A 25,571-nucleotide genomic window follows, 5' to 3' on the forward strand; every position below is an offset into this window, starting at 1 on the left:
CTTCACTGATTACGAGAATGCTATTCTCATCAACCTTCCGCCGCAATGTCCTCGCGCGCCTTCGCCGAGAGTTCCGCACGGAGCACGAACTTCTTGACCTTGCCACTCGCCGTGCGCGGGAAGTCCTCGACGGCGTGCAGTTCCTCGGGCCACTTCTGCCGTGCCAGACCGGCACCTTGGAGGTGAGCGCGCACCTCGTCGAGTGAAGGGAGCGCATGGCCGGGGCGCAGGCGCACGAACGCGGCGGCGTGCTCGCCCAGGCGTGCGTCGGGCGCGGCGACGACGGCCGTTTCGGCGACGGCCGCGAGGCCGAGGAGCACTTCCTCGAGCTCGACGGCGCTGATGTTCTCGCCGCCGCGGATGATGACGTCCGCCTTGCGGTCGACGATGGTGAGGTAGCCGTCGTCATCGATCACGCCGATGTCGCCGGTGTGGTACCAGCCCTCCGCGTCGAACACGGTCGCCGTCAACTCCGGGTCGGTGTACCCGAGGCAGAGGTCGGGGCCGCGGGTGAGGATCTCCCCGTCGTCGGCCAGGCACACCTCCACACCCGGCATCGGATCGCCGTCCGTGTGCAGGCGCTTGGCGGCCGGCGCGCTGACCCGGGTGGCGGTGGCCGAGGGGTGTTCGGTGGATCCGTACGAGCGGAACACCGTGATGCCGAGGGCCTCCAGGCGCGTGGTGACGGGCGAGGGGACCGCGGCGCCGCCAAGGCCCGCGTACGGCAGGCGGGCGGCGTCGGCGGCGGTGAAGTCCGGGTGGTCGAGCAGGCTCGACATGTAGTACGCGGCTCCCCCTCCGACCGCGAGCCCTTCCTCGCGGATCAGGCGCAGCGCCTGCCCCGGGTCCCAGACGTCGGTCAGGTTGACCGGCATACCGTCGAGCACCTGGATGAGCAGCGCGTTGATCATGCCGATGAAGTGCCCGAGGGGTGCGGCGGTCAGCTGGTCGCCGCGGTCGGCCGGATACAGGTCGGCCAGCTGTCGCGTCTCGAAGCCGAGCGTGCGGTGGCTGTGTACAACCCCCTTGGGATCACGGGTGGTTCCCGAGGTGAAGGCGATCAGTGCGGGCGCGTCCGGGTCCACGGCGGCGGTGCCCGTCAGGGGTTCGCCGGCCAGCAGGTCGTCGAAGTCACGCCCCACCACACCCACGACGGGCACGTCCGTGCAGACCTCCGGGTCGAAGCTCAGACGGCCGAACTTCTCGGCGGTCACGAAGACCTTGGGGCGGGTGGCGTCGAGGATGTAGCTCAGTTCCTTGCGCCCGTAGAAGTGGACGACGGGGACCACGACGGCACCCAGGAACGCGGAGGCCCAGAAGACGGCCGCGGCCTCCATCCAGTTCGGCAGCTGCAGCACGATCCGGTCGCCGGGGACGACTCCGCGAGCGCGCAGCCCCGCCGCCAGCCTCCGTGCGATGCGCTCGACGTCGGCGAACGTGCCCTCGTACGGCCGGACTTGCGAATGCACGCGGAAGGCGACGTCGTGAGCGAAGGCGAGCCCCCGACTCAGGAGGTCACCGATGGTGTCGCGGGTCCACCAGCCCTCCGCCTCGTAGCGGGCGACCAGCTCCGGCGGGATCTCACGGAAGGTGTACGACAGCTCTGACGGCACCGTGGCAGGCATGGCGAACGCTCCCCTGACGACTTGGCGGCCGGATCTCGGGCCGGGGCACGATGGGCGGGCGGTGCGGGAGTGCGGGCAGGGCGCCGCCCGCGTGGCCCGGGCGGTCGGATCTTCCCCCTGGACCGACCCGCCCCTGCGCCGGATATGCTATTTCCGCTTACTGAGAATGCCAATATCCACGACGCCACAGGTACGGAGGTTCCGCATGGTCGAGCTGGACGGCGCGGTCGCGACGGTCGAGCTGGAGCTGTACGGCGCGGTCGCGGTCGTCACGATCAACCGCCCACACACCCGCAACGCCATCTCCCTGGACACCATGGGCGAGTTGGAGAAGACCCTGGATGCGGCCGAAGGGGCGCGGGCGCTGGTCGTCACGGGGGCGGGAGACCGCGCGTTCGTCTCCGGCGGCGACCTCAAGGAGCTCGCGGCCCTGCGCACTCATGAGGAGGCCGCCGAGATGGCCCGGCGGATGCGCGGCGTCTGCGATCGGATCGCGGACTTCCCCGCGCCGGTGATCGCCGCGCTCAACGGGCACGCCCTCGGCGGCGGCGCCGAGATCGCGATGGCGGCCGACATCCGGGTGGCCGCGGAGGGCATACGGATCGGGTTCAACCAGGTCAGCCTGGAGATCATGCCGGCGTGGGGCGGCGCGGAACGGCTGGCGACGCTCGTCGGACCGGGACGAGCGCTGCTGCTGGCCGGGACGGGGCGGATCCTGGACGCGGGCGAGGCCGAGCGGCTGGGGCTCGTCGACTTGGTGCTGCCGCGAGCCGAATTCGCCGACGGCTGGCGCCAGTTGGCGGCGTCGCTGGCCACTCGTCCCGCGGCGAGCATCAAGCGCGTGGTCCGCGGTGTCTCCGCGCAGGAGGCCGTGGACGCGTTCGCCGAGCTGTGGGTGGCGGACGAGCACTGGGAGGCCGCGGAACAGGTGCTGCGCCGCCGCCCCTGAGCGCGGCACGCCATCGCCCTGCCCGGGGAAACCATGCGAGAGGGCAGGGCGGATGCGGCAGGGTCAGCCCTGGCGCGGCGGCATCTCGAACCCCGCGAGCAGCACGCCGTTGCAGTCGGCCGCGGCCAGCCGCAGCACCTTCGCCTCGGCATACGCGGCGGACTCGTACCAGGCCTGGGCAGCCTCCACGGAAGGGAACTCCACGAGGACGGTGCGCCCTTCGTGCCACTGGCCCTCCAGGACCTGCGGGCTCGCGTCGACCGCGAGGACGCGTGCGCCCGCCTCGGCCATGGACGGCGCCGCCGCACGGCCGTAGGCATCCATTCCGGCCTGGTCCTTGATGGCCTCGGTGACGATGACATAGCCCTTGGGCATACGGGGCCTCTCTTCGTACGGGGGAAGGTAAGGGAATTGCAGGCGGACCGTCAGGTCACCGTGATGGCGCGCTCGGGGCAGGACCCGGCCGCCGTCTTCACGCCCGCCTCCGTCCCGGCCGGCAGCTCGCCCTCACGCGCCTCGGCATAGCCGTCATCGGTGAGGGTGAACACCTCCGGGCAGGCGAGCTCACAGATGCCGTGGCCCCGGCAACGCTCGTCGTCGACGCTCGCCTTCACGCGGCCTCCTGCGGGGGCGCGAGCGTGAACTGCAGGAACAGCCTGGTCAGTCCGCGCAACATGAAGGTCGGTACGTAGTGGAAGCGGCGCGCGCCCGCGGGGCCGTGGTGGTCCTCGGAGAGCCGGATGTCGGTGGTGCGGTCGAGGAGCCGTTCGATGGCCACCCGGGCTTCCGCGCGGGCCAGCGGTGCTCCCGGGCAGGTGTGCGGTCCGCGACCGAAGGCGATGTGGCGGCGGACTCCGGGGCGCGCGGGATCGAACGCGGCGGGGTCGTCGAACTGGCGTGGGTCGCGGTTCGCTGCGCTGTTGAGGAGCATCACCGTGGTGCCCGCGGGCAGACCGACGCCGCCGACCGTGACGGGTACGCGGGTGAGCCGGAAGTCGCCCTTCACCGGGCTCTCGGTGCGCAGCACCTCCTCGACGAAGAGCGGCACCCGGTCACGGTGCTCCCTCAACTCGGCCTGCAGTTGCGGCTGTTCGGCGATGAGCTTGAGTGCGGAGCCGAGCAGGCGCACCGTGGTCTCCTGACCCGCCGCGAACAGGTTCGCGGCGACCCGCACGACGTCCGCGACCTCGGGCAGCCTGCCGTCGGGGAAGGTGGCGGTGGCCAGGCCCGTGAGGACGTCCTCGCGCGGCGCACGGCGCCGGTCCTCGATGTAGCGCGCGACGCGCTCGTACAGGTGCCCCAGCGGGTTGCGGTCCAGGGTGTCCTCTCCGGTGCTGCCGATACCGCCGCCGTCCGCCGGACCGTGCCGCAGCAGGGCGGCGATCTCCGCCCGGTCGCCTTCCGGTACGCCGAGCAGATCCGCGATGACGAGAAAGGTGAAGGGACCGGCGAACCCGCTGACGAACTCACCCGGGACTGCAACGCCCTCGCCCTCCAGGAAATCGTCGAGCAGTCCGTCGGCGAGGCGCCACATGGCCTCCTCGTTCTCCTTCAGCCGCTTCGGCGTGATCAGCCGCATCAGGAGCGCCCGGTGGTCGGTGTGCACCGGCGGGTCGAGAGTCGGCAGCTGGTCGCTCATCGGCAGCTCGTCGCGGTGCGCCTCGATGAGCCCGCTGACGTCGTCGCCCTCGAGCGGCACCGGGAATCCGGGGAACGGCCCACTCACCGCGTTGCACGCGGAGAACGCCTCGGTGTCGTTGTAGATCCGTACGGCCTCGTCGTAGCCGGTCACCATGACCACGTCGTGGTGACTCTCGCGCTGCACCGGACAGCGCGCGCGGAGTGCGTCGAAATAGGGGTACGGGTCCGCGACGACGCTCTCGTCACGGAAGAAGTCCACTGCCTCGAAGTCCGTCTCATCGTCCGTCACTGCCGGCACGGCTCCCTTCATCGGCGTTACCCGGTAGGGAAGTTACCAACACCGGACAGCGGTGAGAAGGGCGTTTCCACACATGACAATGACAATCTCAACCTGGTGCGGCCATGGCGGCCCTGGCGCACGCCACCGGCAACGCGAAAGCCCCGTGCGAACGCTGGTGCGTACGCGCGGGGCTGATGTGATGCGCTGTGGCGGTAACGAGGTCAGTCGGCCGTTCGCTTGGCTGTGCGCGCGGTCGTCGGCTTCTTGGCCGGTGCCTTCCTCGCGGCGGCCCTCTTGGTCGTGGTCGTCTTCTTCGCCGGGGCCTTCTTGGCCGCGGGCGCCCGCTTCGCAGGCGCCGTGCTCTCCGCGGTGGCCTTGGCCGGCGCCTTCACCGCGCTGCGGCTCTCGGCCGTGAGCCCGCCGAACAGCAGCTCCCACAGCGCCTCGGCCTCCGCGGCTGTGTCGTCCCCGGCGTGCAGGCCACCGATCGTCACGGCGAAGGAGCTGAACATGGTCGCCTGCAGCACCGTCCCCGCGACGCGGCGGAGGTCCAGGTCCTGGCGCACGGCACCGGAGGCGGCCGCCGCCTCGAGCAGTTCGACGAGGAGGGCGTTGATGGGCCCGAAGGCGCGCGCCGCCTCCTTGGGGTGCTCGGTCATCAACTGCTGGGCGAACTCGGCCATGCCGAGTGTCGCCGCCCTGCGCTCCTTGGGGGCCGTGGCGATCGGCCGGCACAGCCGGTAGTAATCGACGGTGAAGCGGTGCAGACGCTCCAGCGGATCGTCGATCTCCTCGAGCGCGTCGCGCAGCCGGACCGTGGTGGAGGACACCGACTCCTCGAACAGGGCGAGCAACAGCTCGTGCTTACCGGCGAAGTACTGGTAGAAACTCCGCAGGGACTGGCCGGACTTCTTGACCACTTCCTGCACGGTGAAGTCCTTGCCGGACTCGCCGCTCAGCAGCTCGAGGGCCGCGTCGAGAAAACGCTGCACGCGCTTCTCGGCCCGCACCCGCGCGGGATCGACGGACCGCGCGACGGCCAGCTCACGCCAGCTGGCGGTGGTCTCGGTGGAAAAGGGCTCCGGCGCCGGATCGCTCGTGGTCATGGCCCAAGCCTAGCGCACGGGCGAGATCGCGCCTCTCCCTCACCAATACGCTCGCGGACAGTTCGCAGAAACTAGGTTCTCAATGTCCCGGGCCGTGTTCGCGAGGAACGGGCCCAGGCGGGGCTTCAGTCCCGGTACACCTGCCCGCCTTTCATCACGAACCGGACGTCACCGGTCACCGCGATGTCGGAGAGCGGGTCACCCGCAACACCCACGATGTCGGCGAGCAGCCCGGGTTCGAGCCGTCCGCGGTCCTCGGCGTCGATGAGATCGGCGGCGACGACCGTGGCCGCCCGTAGCGCCTGGAGCGGCGTCATCCCCCGGTCCACCAGGGCGATCAGCTCCTTCGATCCGCGGCCGTGCGGGATGGCGGGAGCGTCGGTGCCCAGGGCCACGCGCACCCCTCGGGCGATGGCGCGCGAGGTGGTGGCGCGGGCGAGCGGAAAGACCTCGGCAGCCTTGGCCTGTAGTTCGGGGGCGGCGTGTGTGAGGTCCATGGCCTCGGTCAGGCAGGTGGTGGCAACGAGGAAAGTGCCCCGCTCCGCCATCAGGTCCAAGGTCTCGTCGCTCGCGAGGAAGCCGTGCTCGATGCAGTCGATGCCTGCGTCGAGGGCGGCGCGGATGGCCCGGTCGCCCATGCAGTGGGCGGCGACCTTGACGCCGGCACGGTGGGCCTCGTCCACGATGGCACGCAATTCCTCGTCGGAGTACTGCTGGGCACCGGCCGGCCCGGTGTGCGACATCACGCCGTTGGAGGCGCAGACCTTGATGACGCGGGCGCCGTACTTGAGCTGGTAGCGGACGGCCTTGCGGACCTCGTCGACGCCGTTGGCGATCCCCTCCTCGACGGTGAGCGGCATGACGTGCGGGGCCAGGGCCTGGAACATGGTGGGGTCGAGGTGGCCGCCGGTGGGCGTGATCGCGTGCCCCGCGGGCACGATCCGCGGGCCTTCCACCCACCCCAGGTCGATGGCTTTCTTAAGGGCCACGTCGAGGAGAATGCCTCCGGTCTGCACGAACAGTCCGAGGTTGCGGACAGTGGTGAATCCGGAGCGCAGGGTCCGGCGGGCGTTGGCAGCGGCGCGCAGGGTCCGTACGGCTGGGTCCTCCTGGACCGGGATGAGCGGGCTGCGGTGATCGGCCCCGCCCAGGACCAGGTCCACCTCCATGTCCATCAGGCCGGGCAGCAAGGTGACATCACCGAGGTCGCGTACGACCGTGTTCTCCGGCAGGGAGTCGGGGCCGATCGCGGTGATCCGTTCACCCTCGACGAGGACCGAGCCCCCGGTGACGTACTCCCCCTTCTCGATGTCGAGCAGCCGGGCGGCGCGCAGGAGCACGGGAGGCGACGGCGTGCGGGGCCGGGCCATGCCTACACCGCCGGTTCGAGGACGGCGTCGATGCTGGAGGCGCCCGAGTCGGGAACCCTCGGCTGGCGCCAGGCCTCCACGGGGAAGGCGACGGTCACCAGCGCGCAGAACGCCCACAGCAGGCACTTGTCCTGCTCGGACAGGCTCTCCGGCTCGGTCATGTCGACCTGCTCCAGGTAGGCCGTGCCGTCCCGCAGGAGCGGGAACGCCACGCTGTAGAAGGCGTCGAGCTCCTCCATGGTGGAGGCGATGCGCTTGGCGTAACGAGCGCGCTCGGTCGGGATCGCCCAGTCGGCGAAGGGTTCGAGCGCGGCGAATTCGGGCGGGAAGGTCTGCGCCATGGTCGGTGTCTCCCAGGGGTTGTCGGCTGCTGTCAGGACGCGTCGGCCGTGGTCGCCTGGTGATCGTTCACGTACCGCATCGCCGTGTGGTGCAGATGCCGTAGGAGTACTTCCTGGTCGTTGAGCGGGAAGTCGAGGGCCGCCCGTGACTGCAGCATCGTCTGGGTCGCTTCGAGGGTGTTGCCGTCCTGAAGCCCGTACTCCTTGAAGGAGACGACGGCCAGCTCCTGCTGCAGCCGCTCGAAAGCGTTCTTCGGCGGTACGAAGTAGGCGGTGCCCTCGAAGATGTGCGTGTTGTACGAGGTCGGCCAGTAGTGGTACGTGAGAACCCAGTTGGGGCGCCAGATCAGCAGCATGAAGTTGGGGAAGAAGACGAAGGAGTCCATGCCCCAGCGCTTGTCGCGGGTCGGGTTGACCGCGGGCGGCAGGTCCTCGGTGGCCACGCCGAGGTCCGGTGCGTCCCAGGGCCCGAACAGACCGCTGCGCAGCGCCGCTTCGATGGGCTTGACCATCTTGCGGTCCAGCGGCGGCGCGATGCCTCCCCAGGAGGAGACCATGCTGTGCGGGCCGTCGATGTCGTACGCGAGGGCCTCGTACCCGTACTTCTGGATCTTGGCGCGCTCCTCGGCCATGTACTGACCGCCGTGCAGGATCGGCGCGTGATAGAACTCGGCGAACGCGTCGATGAACAACTTCCAGTTGGAGCCGATCTCGGCGCGGTACTTGTGCACCTGGGTCAGCCTGTCGAACGGGTAGCCCTTGATGCCGGACCCGAACTTACCGAGAAAGTCCCGCAGTTCGGTGGTGTTCTCCGGGTCGAGGTTGACGAAGACGAAGCCCTCCCACACCTCGCACTGGACGCCGACGAGTCCGTAGTCGCCCTTGTCGAGGTCGAAGAACTCGCCTTCCTGCTGCACGAAGGCCAGCTTGCCGTCGAGGCCGTAGCGCCAGGCGTGGTACTTGCAGGTGAACTGACGGCAGGTGCCGCTGGTCTCCTCGCGCGGGAAGTCGTTCCACACCAGCTTGTTGCCGCGGTGGCGGCAGACGTTGTGGAACGCGCGGATCTTCTCGTCCGTGCCGCGCACGATGATGACCGAGGCGCCGGCGGCGTCCAGCTCCTTGGTGAAGTAGCTGCCCTTCTTCGGCAGCTGCTCGACCCGGCCGACGTTCAGCCAGGTCTTCTTGAAGATCGCCTCACGCTCCTGCTCGTAGAACTCCGGCGAGATCGAGTCCTCGAACGAGAGCGGCTCGGTGCCGATCTTGAAGTGCTCGGTCCAGCTGCCCGCCTCGGGCTTGGGGAAGTGCGGCATGGGGTTCCGTCCTCACGCTCGTCGTTCCGACAGGCCGACGATAACAGAGCTACCGCCTGAAGAGAATGCCGTTCTCATTTTTCGCGATCACCTCTGATCCGTCGCTCGCAGCCGGGCCCGGAGACCAGACCGGTCCGCGCCCACGCAGTCAACTCCGCCTGTCGGTAGCCCACTTCGGTCAGGACGTCCCGGGTGTGGGCGCCCACCTGCGCTCCCGCCCACCGGATCCGGCCCGGCGTGCGGGTCAGGCGCGGCACCACGCCGGCCATGGCGACCTCGCAGCCGAGGTCGGTGTCGTGGACGCGCTGGATCATCTGCCTAGCCAGGTACTGGGGGTCGGTGACCATGTCCGGAGCCCGGTAGACCAGCCCGTGCGGCACGGCAGCGGCGGTGAGCAGCTCGTCCAGGTCACCATGGTCGAGGGTGCCGGTCCACGCGCCGATCAATTCGTCGAGCTCGGCCATGTGCGCGCCGCGCGCCACGTGCGTGGAGTAGCGCTCGTCGTCAGCGAGTTCAGGCCGTTCCATGGCCTTCGCCAGGCGTACGAAGATGGGGTCGGCGTTGGCCGCCACGATCATCAGGCGGCCGTCGGCCGTGGGGTAGGCGTTGGACGGGGCCGAGCCCGGGAGTGTGCCGCCCGAGCGGGTACGGACCTGGCCGGTGAGTTCGTAGTCGGCGATCAGGGATTCCGACAGCGCGAACACCGCCTCGTACAGGGCGACATCGACCACCTGGCCCCGGCCGTCGCGTTCGGCCTGCCGCAGCGCGGCAAGGGTGCCGAACGCAGCGAACATTCCGGAGAGCTGGTCGCCCATCGACAGCGCGGCGCGGGCCGGGGGGCGGTCGGGCGATCCGGTCAGTTCGCGCAGTCCGCCCATCGCCTCGCCGATACTTCCGAAGCCGGGATCGCCCGCGCGCGGGCCCGTCTGGCCGAATCCGGAGACCCGGGTCATGACCAGGGCGGGCCGCTCCCGGCTCAACTCCTCGTATCCCAGACCCCATTCCTCCATCCGGCCGGGCGTGAAGTTCTCCAGGACCACATCGCAGGTGAGAGCGATTCGGCGGGCCGCCTCCCGGCCCTCGGGGCGCCTCAGGTCGAGGGCGACCAGGCGCTTGTTGCGCGCGAGCGCCGACCACCAGATGCTGCGGCCCTCCAGCAGGACTCCCCAGCGGCGCATCGGGTCACCGGCGCCGGGGGCCTCGATCTTGATGACTTCGGCCCCGAGGTCCGCGAGGAGCTGCCCCGCGAAGGGTCCTGCGACGAAGCTGCCGAGTTCGAGAACGCGCACGCCGGTGAGAGGTCCGTCCGTCACGGGTGGGGGGTACCCGCCGTCTGTCGCGGACGTGGTACCCAAGCCCTCTGCCACCGGCTCGGCGCCCCGGCCGTCTGCTGCGGATGTCGTCATGCAGATTCCTCCGCGCTGTCCTGGAGAACTTCCTGATGAGCCCGTGCGGTGTACGGATAGATCCGGGTGAAGTCGGCGCCCGGCTCGGCGGTCGCGAAGTCGTCCCACACCTGGCCGGTGACCGGGCCGACCCGCCCGGCACCCCCGCCTCCCTGACCGGCGACGGCCTCCAGGTAGAGCGCCACGTCCTTCGCCATCAGCGTGTTGGCGAACCCGGAGGCATAGCGCCCGGTCAGCACGTGGTGCGGGAACTTGTCGGAGGTGGCCGCCGACCGACCGCTCGAGGTGTTGAGGACGTCGAGGACCGTGGCCAGGTCGAGTCCGAGCGCGCAGGCGAAGGCCACGGCCTCGCTGGTCGCGGCGAGGGCGGTCGCGGAGAGGAAGTTGTTCGCCAGTTTCAGCGCCTGCGCCAGCCCCGGGCGGTCCCCCACCCGTCGGCGCCGGTCGCTCAGGCCGGCCAGGACCGGCTCGACACGGGCGCACGCCTCGTCGCCGCCCGCGTACATGACCATGAGGGTGCGGGCGCGGGCCCCCGCCACGCCGCCCGAGACCGGCGCGTCCACATAGCCGACACCGGCCTCGGCGAGCAGGTCGGCGACGCTGCGGGCGGCCGCGACGCCGATGGTGGAGGTGTCGATGACGTGGGTGGCGCGCCGCCCGGCGGCCATCGCGATCTCACGGGCGACCTTCTCGCAGGCCGCCCCGTCGGGGAGGCTGAGCACCATCACGTCGCAGCGGCGTGCCACCTCCGCGACCCCGGACGTCATCGCCGCACCGGCAGGCAGTCCGCCGGCTCCGGCGGTGTCGTACGCCAGGACGCCGTGACCCCGCTGCACCAGGTTGGCGGCGAGGGCGCCGCCCATGTTGCCCAGCCCGATGAACCCGACCGTGCTCATACCCCGGGCGCCTCTCGCCCGCCCTGCACGTCCGGTACGTCTTTGAGAGCACGCCGTGCGGCCAGTCCTGCGGGCGCCCCGCAATAGCCCGCGATCTGGAAGAGCAGTTCGTCCAGCTCCTCGTCCGTGACACCGGTCCGTTCCCGTACGGAGGCGTGCAGACGGAACTCCTCCATGCGCCCCATCGCGGCCGTCATGGCGAGCACCAGCAGGCTGCGGTCGCGCGGGCTCAGCGCACCGCCTCTGGCCCATGCGCCCCAGGCGACGGTGGTGATGTAGTCCTGGAAATCCGCGGCGACGGTGCCCGCGGGGGCCGCGTTGGCGTCGACGTACGCGTCGCCGAGCATGGCCCGGCGCAACGCTCGGGCGGCCTCCGGAAGCGGGGCCGCCTGTGGCGAAGGCGTGGGCGGGTCGGCCTGTGGCATGGGGTCTCCCGGGTCGGTGACGGTTCGGTGACGGTTCGGTTCATGAGCTGCCCAGCGCGAGGCTGACCGTCTTGACCTGCGCGTACTCGTGCAGCGCTTCGAGGCCCTTCTCCCGGCCGTAACCGCTCTGCTTGTAGCCGCCGAAGGGGGTCTCGATGGTCAACGGGCCGCCGTTGACGGTGACTTGGCCCGCCTGGATCCGCTCGGCGAGGCGCAGTCCGCGGGCGGTGTCGCCGCTCCATATGGAGGCGACCAGCCCGTACGCGGTGTCGTCGGCCAGAGCCAGTGCGTGGCCCTCGTCGGTGAACGGCATGGTGACGAGGACCGGTCCGAAGATCTCTTCGCGGGCGAGCGGCAGCTCGCGGGGCACGTGGGCGTAGAGGGTCGGCCGGATGTACAGACCGCCGGCGGGCGGCCCGTCCTCGTACGCTCCGCCGCCTGTCAGCGGACGGCAGCCTGCCTCGCGGGCGCGGTCGAAGTGGTCGAGGACCTTGGCGTACTGGGCCTCGGTGATGATCGGGCCGAAGTCCGTTGCCGGTTCGAGGCGTTCGAGCCGTGCGGCGACCTCGCGTACGAAGGGGTCGTGCACGGAGGACTCGACGAGCAGCCGCGTCGTGGCCGAACACACCTGTCCGGCGTTCGCGGCGACGGCATTCACGGCGGCGGCAGCCGCGCGCTCCAGGTCGGCGTCGGCGAAGACCACCAGCGGTGACTTGCCGCCGAGTTCGAGGGTGAGCGGGATCAGGCGGTCGGCGGCCACGGTCGCCAGATGCCGACCGGTGGGCACGGACCCGGTGAACGCGACGCGACGCACCTCGGGGTGCGACGCCAGCGGGGTGCCCACCTCGCGGCCTGTCCCCGTCACCACGTTGAGCAGCCCGTCGGGCAGGCCCGCCTCGCTCGCGATCCGCGCCAGGCACACCGTCGAGGCCGACGTCAGCTCCGACGGTTTGACCACCACGGCGTTGCCCGCAGCGAGAGCCGGGGCGAGCGCGCGGCAGGCCTGGTTGAGCGGCAGGTTCCAGGGAGTGATGACCGCGACGACGCCGTACGGTTCGAGCCGGGTGTACGTGAGGGCGCCCGCGCCCTGATCGATGGTCCGGCCGTGGTGGGCGGGCAGCGCCCCCGCGTAGTAGCGGAAGTACGCCGCCGACATCTCGGTCTCCAGACGCAGTTGAGCGTCGGTCTTGCCCGTACAGGCCCGTTCCAGGGCGGTCAGCTCGCCGGTCTGTGCCGCGATCGCGTCCGCGACGCGGTGCAGGACCGAGGAGCGGTCGGCTGCGGGCAGGGCGGCCCACGCGCGGTACGCGGCGCGGGCTGCGGCCACGGCGCGGTCCACGTCGTCGGAGCCGCCGGCCGCGACCTCGTCACCCGGCTCGCGGGTGGCCGGCCGGAGCGTCGGCAGGTATCTGCCGCGGGAGGGTTCGCTCGGTTTCCCGTCGATCCAGTGGTCATGACGGACCGTCGCCCGCGGGGGCGCGGAGGCACCCATGTCAGGTGTTCCGCCCGCCGTTGACCCCTATGACCTGACCGGTGACGTACCCCGCCTCCTCGCTCACCAGATACGCGCAGGCCGCCGCGATGTCCTCGGGCAGACCCGCACGCCGCACCGGGGTGCGGGCCGCGTGGTTCTCGATGGTGTCGCCGAGCAGCCCCTTCTCCTCGCTGCGCCGCGACATCGGGGTGTCGATGAAGCCGGGCGGGATGGTGTTGACGGTGATGCCCTCGGGGCCGAGTTCGAGTGCGAGGGCCTTGGTGAAGCCGATGACGCCGGCCTTCGACGCCACGTAGTGGGTCATGAGCGGCTGGCCGCCCTGAGCGCTGGAGGAGGAGATGTTCACGATCCGGCCCCAGCCGGCGTCGAGCATGTCGGGAACCGCTGCCTGGCAGCAGTGGAAGGTGCCGGTGAGGTTGACCGCGAGGATCCGTTCCCACTGCTCGGCGGTGATGTTCAGGAACCGCTTGAAGCCGTCGATCCCTGCCGAGTTGACGAGGATCGCGATCGGGCCGAGCTCTTCGCGGACCTGCGCGTACGCGGCGTCGATGCTTGCACGGACGGCTACGTCCACCCGTACCGCGAGCGCCGTTCCGCCGTCGGCGCGCACCTTGGCCGCGGCGGCTTCGACCGCTTCGGCGTCGAGGTCGAGCAGGGCCACGGCGGCCCCGTCGCGGGCGAGGCGCTGGGCGACGGACAGGCCGATCCCCGAGGCGGCGCCCGTAACGACCGCCACCTTGCGTCGAGTTGCTGCGTGCACGCGGGCTCCTTGGTGTGTCGTGGGCGTCTGCCCTCGGGCGGTACGAACGCTTCCTTGTTTCGAGAATACGATTCTCTTCAGTCGACAGCAATGACTCCGATCATCCGGAAACAACCCAACCGCAGAGCCCAGCGAAGAATCCGACGACCGAGGGGTTCCGCGCCCACAAGCGGCGAGATTACGATTCTCGCCACCGGAAGGGAGATTCTTGTGCGCCTGGGATTCATCGGCGCCGGCCGCATGGGGCTGCCGATGGTGCAGCGGCTCACGGCGGCCGGGCACGAGGTGAGGGCACTGGGGCGCACGCCCGCGGCGCGAAGCCGCATCGCCCGAGCCGCACCCCGAGTCCGCTCCGAAAGCGGCATCCGAGAGGTCGCCGAGAACTCCGAAGCGGTCCTGGTGTGCGTGTTCAGCGACGATCAGGTCCGCGAAGTGTGCCTCGCGACGCCCCTGCTCGACGCCCTGGCGCCGGACGCGGTCGTCGTCGTGCACACCACGGGCAGCCCCGCCACGGTCGAGGCGATCGCCGCCCAAGGTGCCAGGGTGGTGGACGCCCCCGTGAGCGGCGGCCCGCACGACATCGCGGCAGGACGCCTCACGCTCTTCGCCGGCGGCGCGGACGGCGCCGTAGGCCACGTACTGCCCGCGCTGGCGGCGTACGCGGATCCGGTGCTGCACCTGGGGCCGCTCGGCTCGGGGCAGCGCCTGAAGTTGATCAACAATGCTCTGTTCGCCGCCCAGTTGGGCCTGCTCGACGAGACCGTACGGCTCGCGGCGGCGCTCGGGGTGGACGAGACGGCACTGCTCACCGCCCTGCCGCACGCAAGCGCCGAGAGCCGCGTGGCCAGGGCGGCGGCCGCCAGGGGTTCGGTGGCGGCGTTCACCGACTCGGTGCGCTCCTTCCTCGAGAAGGACATCGCGGTCGTACGAGAGGTCGCGACCGAACTCGGCACCGATCTGGGCCTGTTGGAGGTGGCCATCCGTACGGCTCACAGCAAGCAGTCACTACGACACCAAGGGGACACCGCTCATGGGACGTGTTGAGGGCAAGGTCGCGTTCATCACCGGAGCGGCCCGCGGCCAGGGCCGCAGCCACGCCGTGCGGCTCGCCGAAGAGGGCGCCGACATCATCGCGGTGGACCTGTGCCGCGACTACGAGACCGTCGGCTACAAGATGGCCACGCCCGACGACCTCAAGGAGACCGTGCGGCTGGTCGAGGCGCAGGGCCGCCGGGTCGTCGCGCTCCAGTCGGACGTGCGCAGCATGGCCGACATGCGCGAGGCCGTGCGGCGCGGGGTGGCCGAGCTGGGCGGACTCGACATCGTGGTCGCCCAGGCCGGTATCGCGCCGCTGCGCGGGGAGCCGAAGCTCCAGGCCTGGTGCGACGCCGTCGACGTCGACCTCATCGGCACGATCAACGCCATCCAGGCCGCCCTGCCCCAGTTGCGCGAGGGCGCCTCCGTCATCGCCACCGGCTCGACCGCGGCCCTGATGGACCACGGCATCGTCGCCGAGCCGGGATCGAATCCGGGCGGCGCCGGCTACGCGTTCGCCAAGCGGGCGCTGTCGGAGTACATCCACGAACTCGCCCGCAACCTGGCCCCCTTGAAGCAGCGGGCCAATGTGGTCCACCCGACGAACTGCGACACTCCGATGCTGCAGAGCGAGCCCATGTACCGCTCGTTCCGCCCGGATCTGGACAACCCCACGCGGGCGGACGCCGAGCCCTCCTTCGCGGTGCAGCAGGCGATGCCCGTCCCGTACGTGGAGCCGCTCGACATCAGCAACGCGGTGCTGTTCCTCGCCTCCGACGAGGCCCGGTACATCACCGGCACGCAGCTGCGCGTGGACGCCGGCGGCTACCTCAAGTGGCACGACTGGCGCCGCTGAACCCGTGGCCCGCCCCGCACCCGTACGACACCCATGTACCCGTACGAAAGGAGAGAGGCCGTGAAGGTGCGCGTGGATCCCGAGCGCTGCCAGGGCCACACCCTGTGCGCCATGGTCGCGCCCAAGGTGTTCCGGCTCGACGAGGTGGACGGCCACTCGTCGGCCGTCCACGAGGACGTACCGGCCGACCAGGAGGAGACGGCGAGCGAGGCCGCGCACTCCTGTCCCGAGCGTGCCATCACGGTATGGGGGGACCGTTGAGCGAGGAACGCGAGGAACGGAAGAAGCCCGTCTACGCCTTCGACCGCCACGCCCCGGGCTACCGCGAGCGGTTCGAGGCGATCACCGAGGAGATGCAGAGCCGCTGTCCGGTGGCCTGGTCCGACACGCACGGCGGGCACTGGGTGGTCAGCGGCAACAACGAACTGTTCGAGATCGCACGGGCGGCCGAGCATCTCTCCAACGACCATGACGTCACGGGCGACGGCACCGGCTACCAGGGGATCAGCATTCCCGCCCCGACGCGCGCCCGGGGGTTTCGCGGCGGCTTCCTGGAGATGGACCCGCCCGAGCAGCGCCACTACCGCCAGGCCCTCAACCCGTACCTCTCCCCCGCCGCCGTCCAGCGCTGGATCCCCTTCCTCGACGAGGTGGTGCGCGCCTGCCTGGACGAGCACATCGATCACGGCCGAATCGACCTGATCGACGACCTGGCCAACGTCGTGCCGGCGGTGCTCACGCTCGCCATGCTGGGCATTCCGCTCAAACACTGGACCATCTACAACGAGCCCGCCCACGCAGGCGTCTACACGCCGCCCGACTCCCCGGACATGCCGCGGGTCATCGAACTGCACATGGCGATGATGCGGGACATCGCGCAGCAGATCGCGTCCGTACGCGTGCAGCCGCGACCGGGCCTGATCGACGCCCTGGTGAAGGCGGAGATCAACGGCAAGAAGCCCGACGAGATGGAACTCATCGGCGTGGTCGCCCTGTTGATCGGCGGCGGCTTCGACACGACGACCGCACTGACCGCCCACGCGCTGGAGTGGCTGTCACAGAACCCGAAGGAACGCGAGCGGCTCAGCGCCGAGCGCGCGAGGCTGCTCGACCCGGCGACCGAGGAATTCCTGCGCTTCTACACACCGGCGGTCGGGGACGGCCGCACCGTCTCGCAGGACTGTGCGCTCGCGGGCACCGAGTTCAAGGAGGGCGACCGGGTGTGGCTGTCCTGGTCGATGGCCAACCGCGACCCGGCACAGTTCCCCGACCCGCACCACATCGACCTGGCCCGCAAGCACAACCGGCACAACAGCTTCGGCCTCGGGATCCACCGCTGCATCGGATCCAACGTGGCACGGACGGTGTTCAAGCGGATGCTGCTCGCCGTGCTCGACCGCATGCCCGACTACGTATGCGACCCGGACGGCACCGTGCACTACGAGACGATCGGGGTCATCAACGGGATGCGACATCTGCCCGCCACGTTCGCACCGGGCGAGCGGCTCGGTCCGGGGCTCGACGAGACACTGGAACGGCTACAGAAGGCGTGCGACGAGCAGCGGCTCGCGGAGCCGGTCACCGTACGCAAGTCCCGTGCGGAACTGGGCGGTTGAGGCCCGTGCCCGAACAGAACGGTGAGGGCGTGCGTCCGCTGCCCTCACTCACCGACGACTCCGCGTTCTTCTGGACGTCCGGGGCGGACGGGCGGCTGCGCTTCCAGGAGTGCGGCGCGTGTGCCGCACTCATCCATCCGCCTCAGCCGGTGTGCTCGTACTGCCGCAATCATGACACCCGCGTCACGGCGGTCTCCGGGTACGGCACGCTGGTCGGCTTCACCGTCAACCAGCGCTTCGGCCTGCCGGGCCTGCCCGCCCCGTACGTCGTGGCGCAGGTGGCGATCGAGGAGGACCCGCGGGTCCGTCTGACCACGAACGCGGTCCAGTGCGATCCGCAGGACCTGACGCTCGGGATGCGGATGGAGGTCGTCTTCGAGCAGGTCGAGGATGTGTGGCTGCCGCTGTTCCGGCCCGTCCCGGAGCAGGGCGAGCCCACCGAACTGCCTGCCGACGAGACAGGACCCGCCGAGATCACCCGGCTGATCCGGCCGCCGGTCCGAACCGCACGCAAGTTCGAGGAACAGGCGGCGCTCACCGGGGCCGGTGCCTCGCGGATCGGGCGCCGCCTCATGGTGGCCCCGCTGGCCCTGACCGTCGAGGCCTGCGAACAGGCGGTCGCGGACGCCGGGTTGACGCTCGACGACATCGACGGGCTCGCCACCTACCCTGGCGCCGGCCCCTTTGGCGGCTTCGGGGAGGGCGGGACGACAGCCCTCGAGTCGGCGCTGCGGATCCGCCCTACCTGGCACAACGGCGGCGGTGAGACCTTCGGCCCGGGCGGTTCGCTGATCGCGGCGATGCTGGCGGTGGCGGGCGGGCTCGCCCGGCATGTGCTGTGTTTCCGTACGGTGTGGGAGGCCACGCACGGCGCACTCGTGCGCCAGGGCCGTCTCACGGCGGCGCTTCCCGCCAGGGTGGAGGGAACGGCCGCATGGCGGATGCCGTTCGGCGCCACCTCCGCCGCGCACCTGCTCGCGCAGAACGCCCAGCGCCATATGCACCGTTACGGCACGACCCGCGAAACGCTCGGCTGGATCGCCCTCAACCAGCGCGCGAACGCCGGGCTCAACCCCGCGGCGGTCTACCGCGAACCGATGTCCATGGACGACTACCTCACCGCCCGTCCCGTCACCAGCCCTTTCGGTCTCTACGACTGCGACGTGCCGTGCGACGGCGCGGTCGCCGTCGTGGTCTCCGCCGTCGACGCGGCCCGCGAGCTGCCCAAGCCGCCCGTCCTCGTCGAGGCGGTCGGTACGCAGATCGTCGAGCGCCTCGACTGGGACCAGTCCACCTCCACCCACGAGCCGCAGGTCCTGGGGCAGGCGGCCCATCTGTGGACCCGTACGGACTTGCGTCCCGAGGACGTGGACGTGGCGCTGCTCTACGACGGCTTCACCTTCAACTGCCTGTCCTGGATCGAGGCTCTCGGCTTCTGCGGCATCGGCGAGGCGAAGGACTTCCTCGACGGCGGCAAGAACATCGCCCGAGACGGGATCCTGCCGCTCAACACGCACGGCGGCCAGCTCTCGCACGGCCGCACCCACGGCATGGGCCTCGTCCACGAGGCGGTCACCCAACTGCGCGGCGAGGGCGGAGCGCGGCAGGTCGCGAACGCCCGGGTGGCCGTGGTGAGTTCGGGTGGTCTCACTCCCAGCGGCGTACTTCTGTTGAGGACGGACACGTGACCCCTTGCGACACCCAGTCCCCCGCGCAGCCTCACGGGGACGTCGTCGACGCCGACGGCGTCCCCCTGTCGGCGCTGGTGTGCGAGGTGCCCCGGCCTCGGGCCGTGGTGCTCGCCCTGCACGGCGGCGGCACCACCGCGACGTACTTCGACTGCCCCGGCCGTCCCGACCTGTCCTTGCTGCGCCTGGGCGCCGCGCTCGGGTTCACGGTCATCGCGCTCGACCGGCCCGGATACGGAGCTTCGGAGGCGTACGCCGAGAAGGTCCGCGATCCGGCGCGCCGCGTGGACCTGGGCTTCGCGGCCCTCGATGCGCTCCTCGCGCACCGGCCCGGCGGCGCCGGAGTCTTCCTGCTCGCGCACTCGGCCGGCTGCGAACTGGCCATGCGGATGGCCGCGGACGAGCGCGGCTGTGACCTCATCGGCCTGGAGATCGCGGGTACCGGCCTCGAACACAACCGGTCCGCCGTCGACACGCTCGACACGGCCGAGCGCGACGCCGGCGGACGGCCTCTGCGCCCACGCGGGTTGCGCGAGGTGCTGTGGGGTCCCAGCCGGCTGTACGCCCCCGAGGTGTACGACGACGCGGCGATTGCCGGACCCTCCCCGCTCTACGAGGCGGAAGCGCGCCACTGGGTGGACGAGTTCCCTCAGCTGGCTGCCCTGGTCGGGGCGCCGGTCCAGGTAAGCCTCGGTGACCACGAGACGGTGTGGCGCTCGGGGCCCGCCGAACTCGACCGCCTCGCGGCCCTGTTCACCGGTTCGCCTCGCGCCTGCGGGCACGAACAGGCGGGCGCGGGCCACAACTTGAGCCTTGGGCTCACCGCTCGCGCCTACCACCTGCGGGTGTTGTCGTTCGTGGAGGAGTGCGCGGTGCTGCGCGAGTCGGAAGAAGGACGGCGATGACCGGGGCCGAGTCGACGGCGGTGCTGCTGCTGCGGGTGGTCCTCGGCGTCACGGTGATCGTCCATGGCCTCAACCACTGGCGGGGCGGCGGGAGGATCGCCGGGACGGCCCGCTGGTTCACCGGGCTCGGGCTGCGGCACGGGCGGTTGCAGGCCTGGCTGAGCGTGGTCACCGAGGTGGGCGCAGGGGCCCTGCTCGTGCTCGGTTTGCTCACGCCGCTGGCCGGCGCGGCCGTGGTGTCGGTGATGCTCGTCGCCGGGTTCCTCGCGCACCGCCGCAACGGCTTCTTCGTGTTCAAGGACGGATACGAGTATGTACTCGTGCTCGCCGTGGCCTGCGTGGCGCTGGCGATGCTCGGCCCCGGAGACGTGTCGCTGGACGCCGCGGCCGGGATCGACATCGACGGCTGGGCGGGCGGCGGGCTCGCAGCGGGGGTCGGAGCGGCGGGCATGGCGGGGCTGCTCGCGGCCTTCTGGCGGCCGGGTGCACAGCTGCCGGAGGCGACAGCCGGCGAGGCAGCTGATGGGCCACTCGGCGAGGCACCGAATGGGCCACGCGCCAAGACACCTCATGCGACTCCCGCCGGGACAGCCGATACGCCGCCCGCCGAGACACCTGATGCGACCCGGGCCGAGACACCGCAAGAGTCACCCGACGAAGGGCAGGAACCATCGTGACGCACGTCGGATTCATCGGTCTGGGCAGCCAGGGCGCCCCCATGGCCCGCCGCATCATCGATGCCGGCTATTCCACGACGTTGTGGGCGCGCCGCTCGGCGACGCTCGCACCGTTCGCGGACACCCCGGCGAAACGGGCCGCATCGCCCGTCGAACTCGCCGCCGACTGCGACCTGGTGTGCGTGTGCGTCGTCGACGACGCCGACGTGGAGCACGTGATCCTCGGCGAGCACGGGGTGCTGGCCGGACTCCGCAAGGGCGGGGTGATCGCGGTGCACAGCACGGTCCATCCCGACACCTGCCGCCGCCTGGCGGAACAGGCGCGTACGCACGGTGTCGAGGTGATCGACGCACCGGTCAGCGGCGGCGGACCGGCCGCCGAGGCAGGCAGGCTCCTCGTCATGGTGGGCGGGCAGAATCCGACGTTCGCGTTCTGCCGCCCGGTGTTCGAGACCTTCGGCGATCCGGTGGTCCATGTCGGTCCGCTGGGTTCGGGACAAGCGGCGAAACTGCTCAACAACGTACTGTTCACGGCCCACTTGGCCGCGGCCGCCGACACGCTCGCGCTCGGGAACGAGCTGGGCCTGGACGCGGGTCGGCTAGCGGAGGTGCTCGGCCATGGCAGCGGCGCGAGCTTCGCGCTGGGACGGGTGGCCGCGGCGGGCGGCACCCTGACGCCGCTGGCGGGCCGCGCCGGCCCGTTGCTACGCAAGGACGTCCGGCTCCTGGCACAGCTCGTCGGGCGAGTCGAAAGCGCCACGCTCACGGCCGCCGACGACGCCTTGGGCCGCATGGAACATCCTCGTTGACATCGGAAGGCGGTACGTCATGCACGAACCCTCATTGATCTCCCATGCGTTGAGGTGTCAGCGCTCCGGCTCGGTCCTCACCCTCCGCCTGTTCTCCGACTGCTCGCGGGCCGTGCGCCGTTGCCGGTGGTCGGAACCGCGACGGGCATCATCTCGGGCAGCGGTCTCGAACTCCTTCTTGGCTGCAATGTCATCGTGGCGTCCACAGCCGCACGGTTTTCCTGTCCGCAGCTGCGCCAAGGCGTGATTCCGGTCCAAGGCGGGGCCATTCCGGGCGCACGGGTACCGATGGGTGCCGCACTGGAACTGCTACTGACCGGAGACTCGGTCGACGCGCAGCGCGCCCTCGAACCAGGCCCCGTCAACCGCGTCGTATCGCCCGACGCGCCGTGGAGTTGACGGGGTTCACGCCGGCCGCGCGGATCGCCGAAGGCTCCGCCCACGGACTTGAGCGGGCCCCGATTCACGTCGGGACTCTGGAGTTCCTTCCAGGCGGGTATTAGATTTCCTATTTGGAGAATCACATTTTCATCGAGTACACGACGCAGGAGGCGGGATGCCTGTCCACGGAAACGATCCAGGCGAACCGGGCCGCGCACGGCGACGCCTGTTGATCGACGGACGACTCGTCGACACCAAGGAGCACTTCGAGAGCCTCAACCCGGCCACCGGCGCCGTACTCGGCCATGCGCCCGACGCCACACCCGCCGACGCCGAGGCCGCGATATCCGCCGCACACCGCGCGTTCGACACCACCGACTGGGCCACGGACCGGGACCTGCGCATCCGCTGCCTCGACCAGCTGCACCAGGCTCTGCTCGACCAGGTGGAGGAGCTGCGCGAGCTGACCATCGCCGAGGCCGGTGCCACGCGCATGCTTACCCATGGCGCTCAACTCGAGGATCCCATCGGCATCGTGCGCTACTACGCGGACCTGTTGCGCACCTACTCCTTCACCGAGGACCTGGGCGAGGTCGAGAAGCACGGTCAGCGCCACCACCGCTGGCTGGAGAAGGAGGCGGTGGGCGTGGTGGCGGCGATCCTGCCGTACAACTACCCCAACCAGCTGGCCCTCGCCAAGCTCGCCCCCGCCCTCGCGGCCGGCTGCACGATCGTCCTCAAGGCCGCGCCCGACACCCCGCTGATCACCCTGGCGCTCGGCGAGTTGATCGCCGAGCACACCGACATCCCGCCCGGCGTGGTCAACGTCCTGTCCTCGTCCCGCGCGGACGTCGGCGAGGTGCTCACCACGCACGCGGACGTCGACGCGGTCAGCTTCACCGGATCCACCGTGACCGGCCGCCGCATCATGGCCGCGGCGAGTGAGACGGTGAAGAAGGTCTTCCTCGAGCTCGGTGGCAAGTCCGCGATGGTGGTCCTGGACGACGCCGACTTTGCGGTGAGCGCCCAGTTCGCCGCGTACATGATCTGCGTGAACGCGGGCCAGGGCTGCGCGCTGACCTCCCGTCTCCTTGTTCCGCGCTCCCGCCACGACGAGATCGTCGAGCTGATCGCGGGCCACTTCGCCCGTATCCGCCCCGGCGACCCGTCGCATCCGAAGACGTATCTGGGCCCGCTGATCAGCGCCAAACAGCGCGACAAGGTGGACGGCATGGTGCAGCGGGCCGTCGCCGACGGCGCGAAGCTCATCACCGGCGGCGAACGCGTCGACCCCGGCTTCTTCTACGCGCCGACGCTGCTCGTCGGGGTCGACCCGGACAGCGAGATCGCGCAGGAGGAGGTGTTCGGACCGGTGCTCGCCGTCATCCCGTACGACGACACCCAGGGCGACGACGACGCCGTACGGATCGCGAACAACTCGGTGTACGGCCTGTCGGGCGCCGTGCACAGCCGCGATCAGGAGCGGGCGGTGCGGGTGGCGCGCCGCATCCGCAGCGGCACGTTCAGCATCAACGGCGGCAACTACTTCCACCCGGACGTGCCCTTCGGCGGCTACCGGCAGTCCGGCATCGGCCGCGAGAGCGGAGTGGCCGGCATGGAGGAGTTCCTGGAGACCAAGGCGTTCGGCGCGCCCGTGGCCGCGGGGGTGAAGGCATGAGCGCCACCGGCCCGCTGGCAGGGATCCGAGTCGTCGAGGTCGCCATGTACGGCTTCGTTCCATCCGCGGGGGCGGTGCTCTCCGACTGGGGCGCCGATGTCGTCAAGGTCGAGCACGCGGTGACCGGCGACCCGCAGCGCGGACTGCGCCAGACCGGCGCGATGCGCGTCGAGGGAGACCCGAACCCGAACATCGAGCACGCCAACCGCGGCAAGCGCAGCATCGGTCTCGACATCGCGCGCCCCGAGGGCATGGAGGTGCTGCGCCAACTCATCGCACGCGCCGACGTGTTCCTCACGAGTCTGCTGCCCGCCGCCCGCCGCAAGCTCGGCATCGAGGTGGCCGACGTACGCGCGATCAACCCGGGCATCGTGTACGCGCGCGGCAGCGCACTGGGCCCGCGCGGCCCGGAGGCCGAGCGCGGCGGCTACGACATGACGGCGTTCTGGGCCCGCGCGTCGACGGCGGCGAGCATCACCCCTGCCGGCATGGAGGGCATCGTCTCCGCGCCGGCGCCCGCGTACGGGGACACCATCTCGGGCACGAACCTGGCCGGCGGCATAGCGGCAGCGCTGCTCAAGCGTGAGCGGACGGGCGAACCCTCGGTCGTGGACGTGTCGTTGCTCGGCAGCGGGGTGTGGGCGATGGGCCACGGCATCGCGCTGTCCCTGCACCTGAAGCAGGCATGGGAGATGGCACCGCCGGGCGTGCACAGCTCACCGGTCAACCCGCTGACCGGCCTGTACCGCACGGCCGACGACCGCTACCTGTCCTTGGTGATGCTGCAGCCCGCGAAGTACTGGGCTGAGGTGTGCCGCCATATCGACCGTCCCGAGCTGGCCGACGATCCGCGCTTCGCCACGTCCCAGACCATCGCCGAGCACACGGCCGAGGCAGTGGCACTTCTGCGGGAGGTCATCGCGACGCGCACCCTGGCCGAGTGGTCCGAACGGTTCGCCACCCTGACTGGGCCCTGGGCGCCGGTCCAGGACTCACTCCAGGTCGGCGACGACGCACAAGTACGGGCGAACGAGTACCTCGTACAGGCCGGCGAGCTCCAACTCGCCGCAAATCCCGTGCAGTTCGACGTCGCATCCCCCACACTGCGCCCGGCCCCGGAGTTCGCCGCACAGACGGAGGAGATCCTGCTCGAACTGGGTCTGGACTGGGAGCGGATCGCCGCGCTCAAGGAGGCTTCGGCGGTCACGTGAGACCGCGCAGGGGCGAGCTCCCGACCAGAAATCCGGGAGCGCGTCCGGCCTATTCCGGCAGACCCGAACCATCCAGGGTGATCGACCGCAGCGGGCAGTCCGCGTACTGGCGCAGCCGGCCCGTCATGTCGTACGCGTCCGGGCCGAGAGCTTACTGGCGTGCAAGCCGTCCATGACGGCGGCGAGGATCGGGGCACCCCTGGCTGCGAAGTACCAGGTGTCGTTGCCGCATCTGGACGAGCGTCAGCGGCGGCCGGCCATAGGCGCGGAAGCGCGGCCGCTGGGGCATGGCGGGATCAGGCTCGTCGCCGCTGCGGCTGGAGTCCGGGCGGGCACGGTCTCGCGGCGGGGTGGCTGAACTGAAGTCTGGTCAGGCCCTGTTGGGGCGAATCCGGCGTCCTGATGGAGGCCGGATGAAGGTGTGCTGGCCACAGCCTCGCTACCACCGTCGCCTGGCGCAACGGCTCTCGAGGAGAGTTACGGTCCCGCTTCGCCGCCATGCACATCCGACCTGCGGGCAAGGCCGTCGAGCATCCGCTCCGAACCGCTGCCGCGGCCGGGCAGGCCTGGTGGGACGGGGTTCTGCCGGACTGCTGGCTGCTGGTCGAGGGCCCCGAAGAGGCCGAGGCTCCCACCGACTACTGGCTGTCCAACCTGCCGGCCGACGTGGCGATCGCCGACCTGGCCCGTCTGGCCAAGGTCCGCCGGCGCATCGAGCACGATTACCGCGAACTCAAGCACGGCCCGGGCCTGGACCACTTCGAAGGCCGCTCGTGGCCCGGCTGGCACCACCACGTCACCCTCGTGACCGCCGCCCATGCCTTCCTCACCGAACAACGCCTGGCCCCAAAAGCACCCGGACCGGCCTCACCCTCTACCAGATCCTCGATGCACTCCAGGACGCCTTGAGGTGCTGGACCGGCATCTGCACCCCTTGCCAACAACCCTTGCCCAGCAGGACACACAGAACACCTAGATCAAGAACGACCGGAGTCCTACCAGGCCAATCCGGCATGCTCCTGACTGTCCGCTACGCAGTACCGTTCGACATCCAGCCGCCCCCGCCGTGCGGGGGCATCCAGCTCCCGCACGGCGGCTTCCCGCGGCTGCG

24 protein-coding genes and 2 pseudogenes are annotated in these 25,571 nt (G+C 70.6%); 13 read left to right on the top strand and 13 right to left on the bottom strand.

Features of this window, described 5'->3' with window-relative positions:
• Positions 1-29: 29 nt before the first annotated feature.
• Positions 30-1,625, bottom strand: coding sequence for an AMP-binding protein (locus M2157_RS00570; protein WP_280864010.1), 1,596 nt, complete (start codon positions 1,623-1,625; stop codon positions 30-32).
• A gap of 205 nt (positions 1,626-1,830) precedes the next feature.
• On the opposite strand from M2157_RS00570, the gene M2157_RS00575 reads away from it, so the two are divergent.
• Positions 1,831-2,574: an enoyl-CoA hydratase/isomerase family protein gene (locus tag M2157_RS00575; protein ID WP_280864011.1), complete on the top strand. Its 744-nt coding sequence runs from the start codon at positions 1,831-1,833 to the stop codon at positions 2,572-2,574.
• A 63-nt stretch (positions 2,575-2,637) separates the two neighbouring features.
• Here the strand turns inward: M2157_RS00575 and M2157_RS00580 are convergent, their stop codons facing one another.
• The 12 genes from M2157_RS00580 to fabG form a co-directional block, all read right to left on the bottom strand.
• Positions 2,638-2,949 carry a DUF1330 domain-containing protein gene (locus M2157_RS00580; RefSeq protein ID WP_280864012.1) on the bottom strand — a complete coding sequence of 104 codons (312 nt, stop codon included), beginning with the start codon at positions 2,947-2,949 and terminating at the stop codon, positions 2,638-2,640.
• A gap of 50 nt (positions 2,950-2,999) precedes the next feature.
• On the bottom strand, positions 3,000-3,188 hold the full coding sequence (locus tag M2157_RS00585; RefSeq protein ID WP_266447669.1) for a ferredoxin: 189 nt from the start codon (positions 3,186-3,188) through the stop codon (positions 3,000-3,002).
• Positions 3,185-4,504 (bottom strand): cytochrome P450, encoded by a 1,320-nt coding sequence (locus M2157_RS00590; protein WP_280859786.1) that lies wholly within the window; start codon positions 4,502-4,504, stop codon positions 3,185-3,187. The genes M2157_RS00585 and M2157_RS00590 overlap by 4 nt, the downstream gene beginning before the upstream one ends.
• A gap of 212 nt (positions 4,505-4,716) precedes the next feature.
• Positions 4,717-5,601, bottom strand: coding sequence for a TetR/AcrR family transcriptional regulator (locus tag M2157_RS00595; RefSeq protein WP_280859787.1), 885 nt, complete (start codon positions 5,599-5,601; stop codon positions 4,717-4,719).
• 125 nt (positions 5,602-5,726) lie between these two features.
• Positions 5,727-6,971, bottom strand: a complete 1,245-nt coding sequence (locus M2157_RS00600; RefSeq protein WP_280864013.1) for an amidohydrolase family protein — start codon at positions 6,969-6,971, stop codon at positions 5,727-5,729.
• A gap of 2 nt (positions 6,972-6,973) precedes the next feature.
• Positions 6,974-7,312: a hypothetical protein gene (locus tag M2157_RS00605; protein WP_280859789.1), complete on the bottom strand. Its 339-nt coding sequence runs from the start codon at positions 7,310-7,312 to the stop codon at positions 6,974-6,976.
• Positions 7,313-7,344: 32 nt separating this feature from the next.
• Complete coding sequence (locus M2157_RS00610; RefSeq protein ID WP_280864014.1) at positions 7,345-8,622, bottom strand: aromatic ring-hydroxylating dioxygenase subunit alpha; 1,278 nt, start codon at positions 8,620-8,622, stop codon at positions 7,345-7,347.
• A gap of 74 nt (positions 8,623-8,696) precedes the next feature.
• Positions 8,697-9,935, bottom strand: a complete 1,239-nt coding sequence (locus tag M2157_RS00615) for a CoA transferase (protein WP_280864015.1) — start codon at positions 9,933-9,935, stop codon at positions 8,697-8,699.
• Positions 9,936-10,024: 89 nt separating this feature from the next.
• Positions 10,025-10,924 (bottom strand): NAD(P)-dependent oxidoreductase, encoded by a 900-nt coding sequence (locus tag M2157_RS00620; RefSeq protein ID WP_280859792.1) that lies wholly within the window; start codon positions 10,922-10,924, stop codon positions 10,025-10,027.
• Positions 10,921-11,349, bottom strand: coding sequence for a carboxymuconolactone decarboxylase family protein (locus M2157_RS00625; RefSeq protein WP_280864016.1), 429 nt, complete (start codon positions 11,347-11,349; stop codon positions 10,921-10,923). The genes M2157_RS00620 and M2157_RS00625 overlap by 4 nt, the downstream gene beginning before the upstream one ends.
• Before the next feature lie 40 nt (positions 11,350-11,389).
• Entirely contained in the window at positions 11,390-12,841 is a 1,452-nt protein-coding gene (locus M2157_RS00630; protein ID WP_280864017.1) for an aldehyde dehydrogenase family protein, read from the bottom strand.
• Position 12,842: 1 nt separating this feature from the next.
• On the bottom strand, positions 12,843-13,604 hold the full coding sequence (fabG, locus tag M2157_RS00635; RefSeq protein WP_280864018.1) for a 3-oxoacyl-ACP reductase FabG: 762 nt from the start codon (positions 13,602-13,604) through the stop codon (positions 12,843-12,845).
• 210 nt (positions 13,605-13,814) lie between these two features.
• On the opposite strand from fabG, the gene M2157_RS00640 reads away from it, so the two are divergent.
• From M2157_RS00640 to M2157_RS00695, 12 genes and pseudogenes are all read left to right on the top strand, one after another.
• Complete coding sequence (locus M2157_RS00640) at positions 13,815-14,648, top strand: NAD(P)-dependent oxidoreductase (RefSeq protein ID WP_280864019.1); 834 nt, start codon at positions 13,815-13,817, stop codon at positions 14,646-14,648.
• On the top strand, positions 14,635-15,495 hold the full coding sequence (locus tag M2157_RS00645; RefSeq protein WP_280859797.1) for a mycofactocin-coupled SDR family oxidoreductase: 861 nt from the start codon (positions 14,635-14,637) through the stop codon (positions 15,493-15,495). The genes M2157_RS00640 and M2157_RS00645 overlap by 14 nt, the downstream gene beginning before the upstream one ends.
• Before the next feature lie 60 nt (positions 15,496-15,555).
• Positions 15,556-15,756, top strand: a complete 201-nt coding sequence (locus tag M2157_RS00650; RefSeq protein WP_280859798.1) for a ferredoxin — start codon at positions 15,556-15,558, stop codon at positions 15,754-15,756.
• Complete coding sequence (locus M2157_RS00655) at positions 15,741-17,111, top strand: cytochrome P450 (protein WP_280864020.1); 1,371 nt, start codon at positions 15,741-15,743, stop codon at positions 17,109-17,111. The genes M2157_RS00650 and M2157_RS00655 overlap by 16 nt, the downstream gene beginning before the upstream one ends.
• A gap of 5 nt (positions 17,112-17,116) precedes the next feature.
• A complete protein-coding gene (locus M2157_RS00660) occupies positions 17,117-18,799 on the top strand; it encodes an OB-fold domain-containing protein (protein WP_280864021.1) in 1,683 nt (560 codons plus the stop codon).
• Positions 18,796-19,704: an alpha/beta fold hydrolase gene (locus M2157_RS00665; protein ID WP_280864022.1), complete on the top strand. Its 909-nt coding sequence runs from the start codon at positions 18,796-18,798 to the stop codon at positions 19,702-19,704. The genes M2157_RS00660 and M2157_RS00665 overlap by 4 nt, the downstream gene beginning before the upstream one ends.
• Positions 19,701-20,381: a DoxX family protein gene (locus M2157_RS00670; protein WP_280864023.1), complete on the top strand. Its 681-nt coding sequence runs from the start codon at positions 19,701-19,703 to the stop codon at positions 20,379-20,381. Before M2157_RS00665 ends, M2157_RS00670 begins: the two co-directional genes overlap by 4 nt.
• Positions 20,378-21,190, top strand: a complete 813-nt coding sequence (locus M2157_RS00675; RefSeq protein WP_280859803.1) for an NAD(P)-dependent oxidoreductase — start codon at positions 20,378-20,380, stop codon at positions 21,188-21,190. Before M2157_RS00670 ends, M2157_RS00675 begins: the two co-directional genes overlap by 4 nt.
• 556 nt (positions 21,191-21,746) lie before the next feature.
• Positions 21,747-23,249 (top strand): aldehyde dehydrogenase family protein, encoded by a 1,503-nt coding sequence (locus M2157_RS00680; protein WP_280864024.1) that lies wholly within the window; start codon positions 21,747-21,749, stop codon positions 23,247-23,249.
• Entirely contained in the window at positions 23,246-24,460 is a 1,215-nt protein-coding gene (locus tag M2157_RS00685) for a CoA transferase (protein ID WP_280864025.1), read from the top strand. The genes M2157_RS00680 and M2157_RS00685 overlap by 4 nt, the downstream gene beginning before the upstream one ends.
• A 172-nt stretch (positions 24,461-24,632) precedes the next feature.
• Positions 24,633-24,873, top strand: a pseudogene (locus M2157_RS00690) (ISAzo13 family transposase); the annotation flags it as partial.
• A gap of 28 nt (positions 24,874-24,901) precedes the next feature.
• A pseudogene (locus tag M2157_RS00695) lies at positions 24,902-25,369 on the top strand (IS701 family transposase); the annotation flags it as partial.
• Between the last annotated feature and the right edge of the window lie 202 nt (positions 25,370-25,571).

The sequence above is a fragment of the Streptomyces sp. SAI-127 genome, from assembly GCF_029894425.1.
Taxonomy (GTDB): domain Bacteria; phylum Actinomycetota; class Actinomycetes; order Streptomycetales; family Streptomycetaceae; genus Streptomyces.